Source organism: bacterium (genome assembly GCA_040757115.1).
GTDB lineage: Bacteria > UBA9089 > CG2-30-40-21 > CG2-30-40-21 > SBAY01 > JBFLXS01.
In genome coordinates this window covers 844-6881 of the sequence record JBFLYA010000197.1, presented here as the reverse complement: position 1 = coordinate 6881, position 6038 = coordinate 844, and the positions used below count along the sequence as shown (strand labels likewise).

Here is a 6038-nt window from a genome sequence, read left to right as displayed (position 1 = left end):
AGATAAGAGTGATATGGAGATAAGATAATAGAAATAGATTGAAATTTATAGAAATAGGTAGAAATTGATTGTGGAAAACAACAAATTTCCATAAATTTCTATCAGTTTCTACTAATTTCAATTTTTTAAATAATATCCCCTTAATCTCCATATCTCCTTTTGTTACACCACCTGAACGCTTACCAAAAATTTTAACATTCTAAATAAATAGGTGTGGTGTCTCTATGTTTCCATAAATCTTTCTATGGCATCAATTGTCTCTTTAAAAGTAAAGTAATTGCAATGATGAACATTTCTTTCTTGAGTAAAATGTTGGTGATATTCATCGGCTATTTCTATCGAGGTCATATTTTTTGTATTTACCACCATATCATTAGCGTACCCAAAGAATGCATCAGCAACCATATCCAGGATATTTTCAAGGACTGCTTTCTGAAAGAAATTTCTTGGCTCGAAATCTGATGTAATAGCCGCATAGGTAGTGTTTGTAGGACTTTGACTTTGATTTAGTCTGGTTAGAAACGGTGAGTTAGGATTTTGTGCCCATAATCCGGGGATAACTTCCGGCTTGTCTAATTGAGAAGAAAGATATCTGATTACTCCTGCAAGGAAAGGTAATGCAATCTTTAACCAGGCGCCGCCAGTTAAACTAAATAGTGTTGTGAGCAAATCAGCCATTGTTTTCCAGCGTGTTGGGTCGGCTAAAGTTGTGCCGGCATTTGGTGTTCCAACCATTATCGCTTTATTAACTACTATCGCTTTTTTAACTAATTCACTCTGGCATAACTCTGTTAAACTCCTTAATACCAATCCTCCTCTTGAATGAGAAATTATATCAACCTGAAAACCATCAGGTAGAATTTCTAACATCTCCCTGCTATTTTCTTCCGGTGTTTTTGATAATGTTTTATGGTCAAATCCTAATATCATATCATATTTATTTTTCCATCTTTTAATTGTGTCTCCTGTAATAGCAGCAAATCCACCTGCGGTTGAGCTAAATGTCCCGTGAATAAAGAGTAATATCTTTTTGCCTTTTAAAGATGGCAAATCATTAAAAGGTTGGATGTTATTAAAATCGTCAGTAATTACCCTGAATCCCTCTTTAACATTCTTTTCTTCTATTTTAAAGATAATCCCGTTGATTGCTTTCTCCACTTGTTCATCAACCCAATCTTTAATAAACTTCAAACAATAAATAAATTTACTCCTGATACCTCTGGTAGTAATTTCCTGTGTTATAAAGGGTATTTTAAAAGATTTTATGTGTGATTCTACTCCAGGGGCTCTTAACCCTGTGCGATAGGTTCTTTCTGACTCACCAAAATACCACTTCCAGATTCCATTTTCTGCGGTTAAAAATACGGTTTCCTCATTCGGGCCACATTCTACCAGGAGTTGAAGTGGTTCTAATTGTTCTCCTTTGTCTAAGGAGCGCTGTTTTGCAGGCTGAAATTCTAAAACATTTGATACTATAAACCCTCCATTTTCTAATCCTTCAATTACTTCCGGATTAGATTCTCTGCTTAAATCCCGTGTTTTGGATGAAGATAGATTATTTACCCTGACAGTGCCGTTAAACTCTGATGATGTCCCAAGTATCATTCCTTGAGCTAAGGGGAGAGATAAGTTTTTTTGAGTAATACAATATCGGTTTTTATACAAAGAATCTGAAACCCTAACCGGTGACTCTTCTGTTGCTGAGAACATCTTTCTTCCCCGGAGTTCCCGTGGTCCTTCTAATTGTGGTTTCTGGGCAAACCCATTATGTAAGAGACTTCTCTGAACACGAATTATCAGGTCTTGATAGGTTAAATTTCCATTAGTATCTCTTATCCATTTGCATAAATTATAAGAAAAGGCGCCATTGAAACTATCGGCTATATAGGCATCTGCGGCGGACTCTCTATCTTCGCAGGCGGCTAAGAGTATATGATTAATACCCACATCGGCACAATTTCTCCCCACGGATTTTGTAAATCGCCTTACAGATATTGGAATACTTCTTTCCCGTAAAGCAATATCATCTGGTGGTAAAAGATACCGATATTGGATAGTAGGAGTAGCTTTTACCTCCCTTTGTAAAGATTCTATTTCTCGAGTTGCCGTTCCTGAATGACAGGAATCAATAATAACCGAAAGATTCACACCTTTGGGTAATCGGTTAAAGGTTTTACTAAAATCATCATCAGTTAAAAAACTGTTTGCATTACGGAAGTCCATATCATACAGACAGAGTATCTCGTCCCTATGGTCATTCAATTCATCAAGGACGCCTCTATCAATTATCTGGGAGCCGTGTCCTGAGAAATGAAATACCAGAACATCTCCAGGTTCAGCATCATCTATTAACCAGCTTAATCTTGACATAAGATGGTCTCGAGTAACACTTTCATCAATTAGAGAACGGATATTCTCTTGTTTAAATTCGAAATATGTCTGTAATATATGGTTCATATTTTTGACATCATTCACACATCCTCTAAGACAAGACACATACTTATATCTATTTATTCCCACTAATAACGCCTTCTTTTTCATTTTTATCCTCCTGAAAATAGGTTATGGGACGCAGATTTTCGCAGATTATCAGGATGTATATTTAAAAATCCTGAAAATCTGCGTTTATCTGCGTCCTATACTTTTAGATAGTAAATGGTGTTTGTGCTTCAAATTTAGGGTTGAGCTTACCTGCCCAGAAATAATTAGGTGTTTGGTCTGGCGGCATACGCAGAAGTATAGACTTATAGAATTTTTTATAGTTACCTTTAAATGCCCCATTTTTCCAGACCCTGAGCAACTGTCCAGTGAACAAGCCATTAAAATCACCATCCGAAGATAATTGATTATCGTGACAACCTGAAATTAGTAAAACCGCCGCTTTAACCTTTGCTTTAGCCTCTTTTAGTATTCGGTCTTTTAGTATTTCGTCATAGAAATCTTTGTTATTTCGGTAGGTGCGTAGTGCGACATCTGGTGGCATAAAACGATATTTTACCTGCGAAGAACCAATATTCGAGCTTCGGCTATTAATTGTCCCCTGGTAATATGCGGCTTTAGTTACTGTGCCACTATGACAACTGTCAGAAAAGACAAGAATACGCACGCCCTCTTTAAATTTCCCCCATAAAGAGTATAATTGGTCATCCACTAATTCCCCATCATACAGACACCAGGTTTCATCTTGAGCATCAGGTTCATCATTGTTGAGGTCAGGCAACTGTCCTCCGTGTCCTGAATAACTCACCATAAAAATATCACCTTTAGTTAGTGTTTTAGCGGCGTTAGAGATTTCTTCCATCACCTTTGTTCGGGTAGCAGATTTTGTCAATAAGGTTTTAACCTTAAATTTTTTGGATTTAGCGATAGACGCCATATCCTCTGCATCTGCTTCGCAAGCATTCAAATCGCCTGACCACCCTCCATAATGCTTTGGGTCAACTGAGTTAAGTCCAATTGTTAGTGCTATTCCTTTTGCCATGATAAACTCCTCCTTTTTGTTATTTGAGTTTTGATAGGAACTCTACCTTTGATTAAAAACTCACCTCCTTTTTTTTGGGTGAACGCTCCCGGATAAAATTAAGCGGTAATTTTATTAGCCTTCGCACACCGCAAATTTTTTCCTTCACCCCCACTTTTTAAGTAGAGAGTAGAAAGTAGGAATTTTGTTTTATTTACTTCCTATTTCCCATTTCTTACTTCCTATTTTTATCCAAGAGCCTTCTCCTTGACCCCTCGAATCCTTGATCCCTTTTTAGAGCAAAATATTTGCAAACTTAATTTATTTGGGTATATTTTTGCATTTTGCTTTGTCCTTTTGATTTGGACATTTTGATATTTGTATTAAACTCCTTGTGGAATATTTCGCACCGGTATATCTTTCTATATTTTATAAATCTTGCTCCGATGTTCAATTGAATATATTATTCGCCAATCACCAACCCTCAGTTTATACTTACCTTATAAATTTCCCTGTTAGTGGTTCACTGATAATATGTCCTATATTTTGACAAAACCATTCTATCTTTATCAACAATCCGTTTTGCAATAGTTTTATCAATGCAAGATAAATCTTCTTCGGCTTGAGGTGTAAATTCAACTTTGTACATCAAACCAACCCGAGTTTTTTCTTCACATCTTCAAAGGGAACTCTTTCTTTAGATGCGATTGAGTTTTCCAATCTTTGAACAAATTCGTTTTGTAATTCAAGCTCATAGTCAGGATCAAAGAATCCCTTAAATTTTTCTTCAATTACCTCACCCATTAACACCTTGAACTCTTCTTTGCTTAAATCGGCTACTTTCATAAAATTCCTTCCTTCTTAAATAAGTAGTATTGTCAAAAATTTCAGTTTACTGTCCAATCAACTTTCCACCCTTGTTCCTTTCTGACTAACGACAGAGTTGAGCGGCGTGCGTTAGCACATCCACTCCAACGACTTGTTGAACTAAGCCACTTTGTGGCAGTCTTTTTGAGGGCTTTGTAAAGTTATTTTAAGTTTATCATATTAGGATATTTGATGTCAAGAAGAAAAAGATACATTTTCAGGAAAATTGTAACTATTCAGCCACTGATTAACATGGATTAGCACGGATAAATAGCAGAAGGCAGAGAGCAGAGGACAGAGAGCAGAAGGCAGAGGACAGAAGATAGAGGTCAGAGGTGGGTTGTCCCCCGCTGGCGGGGGTTGGGGGTGGAAATTTCCTCCACTGGCAGAGAATCAAGAAGGATAGAAAATAAAAGTCAGAAAGAGAAGAACCCTTCAGCCTTCAACCTAATTACGGACACGGAAAACGGACACGATTCACAAATTTTCAGTGTTTCATCCGTGTCCATCTGTGGCTGAATAGTTACCCTGGATTAAAGCGGACTATAGAAGTCTCAAAAATAGATAACTAAACCTACCAAATACAAAATAGCCTTTTATTCAAATTCCAAATAATACTCCATTGTGTTAGTTCAACCCAGAATTGTGTGTCGGCGTTGCTCCACACAAATTCTTAATTCGTTAGGCATAAAACTTCTCTCTGCAATCCTCTTTTTTCCCCTTCTTCCTAAGATTATATACCATAATCTTAATTTATGCAACTAATTTTTAATTTTTTTGCAAAAAAGTACTTCTGGAGTTTCGTGGATTTTTTATGATTCCTTTTGCCTTTAATCTTTGCGTTCTTTGCGGTCGATTTCTTTGCGTTCTTTGCGGTTAAAAAAGGATAAACCACAAAGGGCACAAAGTAGTAACGCAAAGGACGCAAAGGAAAGAAAAATAGGTAAAGCATTTTTTATCCACTCAACTTCAAAGGATAAGTTGCAAAAAAATCATCAGGCTTTTGAACCTAATTTTGCCATCTTTGAACAAAATAAACAGATTGATAAGGATAAAGAGAACTTTAGATAGGCTCAATAGTAGCATAAAATTTACGAAAGTCCAGAAAAAAGAAGATATTGAGGAAATCCTGAAGAATATGCCAGCGGCTAAGAGATGGTTTTATAATGGTTCCTGGCATGGAAGATGATACCCTTCATAATTCTCACCTACTTTTTTCTTTTATGACCTTCCAATTACCTTCCGGAGGATAAGTGTGTCCAAAATCTGATGGCTAAAATGAAACTTTCTCGTTTTTGTCTCATCAAACTTATTTTTGAACCTAATTTACCTAATTTTTGATCTGAGAGCGTTGCAAATGGTTTTTAGTTATGGTGCGGGTTGGGGAGAGTTTTGGGTGGGTGATAAAAAATGCCAAAGCGACAAAAAAGAAATAATCTGCTTAGTTGACATCAAGATGAGGAGGTGTTATATAGTTGTCCCTTCTAAAGTGGTTAAAGTTTATGATTGATTAAGTCGATAAAGACAACAGAAGTAAGTTTTCGAGGGTCGGACCTATTAACCTCTGTAAAATCAAGGGACTATAATATTAAGAGGGTAGATTTTGGGGGTGTTTAGGAGGTGATGTAGATATATATAATACATTATAAACATTGGGGTTAGGTTTCATAGAGGGAGGTGTATTAAAAAGGAATAAATTTTAGGATAGATA

Annotated in this window: 6 protein-coding genes; 2 read left to right on the top strand and 4 right to left on the bottom strand. The window is 36.4% G+C overall.

All coding sequences use genetic code 11. The features are described from left to right. Window positions 1–222 precede the first annotated feature (222 nt). From AB1422_14590 to AB1422_14575, 4 genes are all read right to left on the bottom strand, one after another. Complete coding sequence (locus AB1422_14590; protein MEW6620541.1) at window positions 223–2541, bottom strand: caspase family protein; 2319 nt, start codon at window positions 2539–2541, stop codon at window positions 223–225. Window positions 2542–2644: 103 nt separating this feature from the next. Beyond that, window positions 2645–3481, bottom strand: a complete 837-nt coding sequence (locus AB1422_14585) for a caspase family protein (GenBank protein ID MEW6620540.1) — start codon at window positions 3479–3481, stop codon at window positions 2645–2647. A gap of 502 nt (window positions 3482–3983) precedes the next feature. Next, window positions 3984–4109, bottom strand: a complete 126-nt coding sequence (locus AB1422_14580; protein MEW6620539.1) for a hypothetical protein — start codon at window positions 4107–4109, stop codon at window positions 3984–3986. Continuing rightward, on the bottom strand, window positions 4109–4306 hold the full coding sequence (locus AB1422_14575) for a hypothetical protein (protein MEW6620538.1): 198 nt from the start codon (window positions 4304–4306) through the stop codon (window positions 4109–4111). The genes AB1422_14580 and AB1422_14575 overlap by 1 nt, the downstream gene beginning before the upstream one ends. 891 nt (window positions 4307–5197) lie before the next feature. On the opposite strand from AB1422_14575, the gene AB1422_14570 reads away from it, so the two are divergent. After that, complete coding sequence (locus AB1422_14570) at window positions 5198–5398, top strand: hypothetical protein (protein MEW6620537.1); 201 nt, start codon at window positions 5198–5200, stop codon at window positions 5396–5398. A gap of 286 nt (window positions 5399–5684) precedes the next feature. Continuing rightward, window positions 5685–5837, top strand: coding sequence for a hypothetical protein (locus AB1422_14565; protein MEW6620536.1), 153 nt, complete (start codon window positions 5685–5687; stop codon window positions 5835–5837). Window positions 5838–6038 lie beyond the last annotated feature (201 nt).

What these genes read in the sequence shown, in the direction of transcription:
- AB1422_14590 (MEW6620541.1), bottom strand. Translation starts at nt 2,541, where the DNA reads ATGAAAAAGAAGGCGTTATTAGTGGGAATAAATAGATATAAGTATGTG.
- AB1422_14585 (MEW6620540.1), bottom strand. Translation starts at nt 3,481, where the DNA reads ATGGCAAAAGGAATAGCACTAACAATTGGACTTAACTCAGTTGACCCA.
- AB1422_14580 (MEW6620539.1), bottom strand. Translation starts at nt 4,109, where the DNA reads ATGTACAAAGTTGAATTTACACCTCAAGCCGAAGAAGATTTATCTTGC.
- AB1422_14575 (MEW6620538.1), bottom strand. Translation starts at nt 4,306, where the DNA reads ATGAAAGTAGCCGATTTAAGCAAAGAAGAGTTCAAGGTGTTAATGGGT.
- AB1422_14565 (MEW6620536.1), top strand. Translation starts at nt 5,685, where the DNA reads ATGGTTTTTAGTTATGGTGCGGGTTGGGGAGAGTTTTGGGTGGGTGAT.